Annotated in this window: 2 protein-coding genes and 1 pseudogene; all 3 read right to left on the reverse strand. The window is 62.5% G+C overall.

Translation table 11 applies throughout. The features are described from left to right. Positions 1-432, reverse strand: a pseudogene (locus Q0H50_RS09370) (hypothetical protein); the annotation flags it as partial. Next, positions 429-1,226 carry a 16S rRNA (uracil(1498)-N(3))-methyltransferase gene (locus tag Q0H50_RS09375; protein ID WP_294421691.1) on the reverse strand — a complete coding sequence of 266 codons (798 nt, stop codon included), beginning with the start codon at positions 1,224-1,226 and terminating at the stop codon, positions 429-431. The pseudogene Q0H50_RS09370 and the gene Q0H50_RS09375, both read right to left, overlap by 4 nt. A gap of 239 nt (positions 1,227-1,465) precedes the next feature. Beyond that, on the reverse strand, positions 1,466-2,111 hold a 646-nt coding region (locus tag Q0H50_RS09380), incomplete at its 5' end, for a DnaJ C-terminal domain-containing protein (RefSeq protein WP_294421692.1).

Genomic DNA, 2,111 nt, shown 5'->3' on the forward strand with positions numbered 1-2,111 from the left:
GCAATACGTGCACGCGTTGTTGCATCCGTCCTGCACCTTCACGCCCACGCGCGTCCTGAAGCCGTCGCCGATCGCAAGCGGCATGGCCCCGTGGCCGATGGGCCCGACCAGGCGATCGAGCACATCGTCGACCTGCAGCTTGCCGGCAATGTGCACGCGATCGGGATCCATGGAGGTGAACGCATCGGCATCGATGGCGGCGGCGCAACCCGTCACCACCACGTCGGAGGTTGCGTTTGCGCGCAAAACCTGCCTTACCGCCTTGCGAGTTTTCTTTTCAGCTTCGCCGGTAACGGTGCACGTGTTGACGACCACGACATCGGCTGCCTCGGGGCCCGTTTCCAAGCCGCCGCGAGCAAGCAGGCCGGATGCGAACGAGTCGGACTCCACTCGATTGACTTTGCAGCCGAGATTCACGATGGCGAAATTCACGCTCGCTCACCTGCCCCCAAGCCGCCAAGCTCATAGAGCACCAAGGCGGGTGCGACGATTCCGGCGGTTTCGGTACGAAGGATGGAAGACCCGAGCGACACCATGCGCGCATGATCGTTGCACGCCAGGATAGCGTCGACCTCTTCTTGGGCAAGGCCTCCTTCAGGACCGACCACGACCGCAACCCGCGCAAGACGATCGGACGGTGCGATATGGGAAACCGGACGAAGGGCATCGCAGAGCTTCGCGGTGCCGGGCGCCTCCTCCCAGCACAGGATAACGGCATCGAAGGACGCAAGCGCGTCTTTCAGGGCCGAAAGCCTCATAGGCTCGTGCACCTGCGCAAGGTGGGTTTGCCCCGATTGCATGGCAGCGCTTTTCGCGATAGCTTGCCAGCGCTCGGTTTTCGAAGCCGATTTCTTCGCGTCGACCTTCATGATGCTACGCGAAGCGGCGAAGGGGATGAACTCGGAAACGCCAAGCTCGGTGGCGTGGCGGATGACCGTTTCCATCTTGTCGCCCTTGGCAAGGCCTTGCACCAGGCAGACATGGGCGGCAAGCGGCTTGGCGTCAAGGTGCCCCGAAATGGAGACGATGGGCGTGCCGCCATCGAATGCCTTGATCTCGCACTCGAAATAATCCTGGGCAGCATCGACCACGGCGATATGCTCGCCAGCGGCTAGGCGCAGCACCTTTGCATGCTTGGCATCATCGCGCGAGAGCGCAAGCGGGAACTGTTCACAGGCCTCATCGGCCAGAACCTGTTCATCAAGGAAAAATTGAGGAAGCGACACGGGGATCCTTATCTCGGAGCAAGGGACTTTGGGACGCGGATGCGAACGCTGCCGGGCGCCTACCCGAATCGAAGCGATCCAGGCATCCCGTAGCTGAGCGCCCGAACACCACCGCCAGGCTGATCCGCCCGAGCGAAAATAGCACTGGAACGGACGACGCTTTACGCAACCGTAACTCCCGCGGTTGCGTAAAGCGTCGAACGCGAGCGGAATCGCTCGCGAACCGGGCATGAGCCCGGTTAGTTGAACTTATCGCGCAGTTTCTGCAGGGGCGTGCGAGCCTCGGCTACATCCTCGCCCATCTCGTGTGCCAGCTGCTCGAGAAGCTCACGCTGCTTCTTCGTGACCTTCTTCGGCACCACGACGGTGACATGAACGTACATATCGCCACGAGCATCACTGCGGAAACGCGGCATGCCGAAGCCCTTCACGCGCACGATCTGATCGTTTTGCAGGCCTTCGGGGATACGGACCTTGACCTTCTCGTCCTCGAAGATGCCGTCGACTTCGATTTCGGAGCCGAGCGTCGCCTGCACGATGGAAACGTTCGCACGGCAATGCAGGTCGTCCCCGTCGCGCTCGAAGAACTCGTGCGGCTGGATGCGGCACGTGACGATAAGGTCGCCCGAAGCCGCACCGCGCAGGCCGGCCTCGCCGAAACCGGTGAGGCGCAGCTGCTGGGAATCGCGGATGCCGACGGGCACCTCGACTGTGACGCGCTGACGATCGGGGACGCGGCCTTGGCCGTCGCATTCGGGGCACGGGTTGTCGATGGTCTGGCCGGTGCCGTTGCATTTGCTGCAGGTGGTTGCCGTCTGCATATCGCCCAAGAACGTATGCTGCACAGTGACGACACGGCCCTTGCCGCCGCATTCGGGGCAGGTG

The organism is uncultured Senegalimassilia sp. (assembly GCF_934632265.1).
In the GTDB taxonomy this organism is placed as follows: Bacteria; Actinomycetota; Coriobacteriia; order Coriobacteriales; family Eggerthellaceae; genus Senegalimassilia.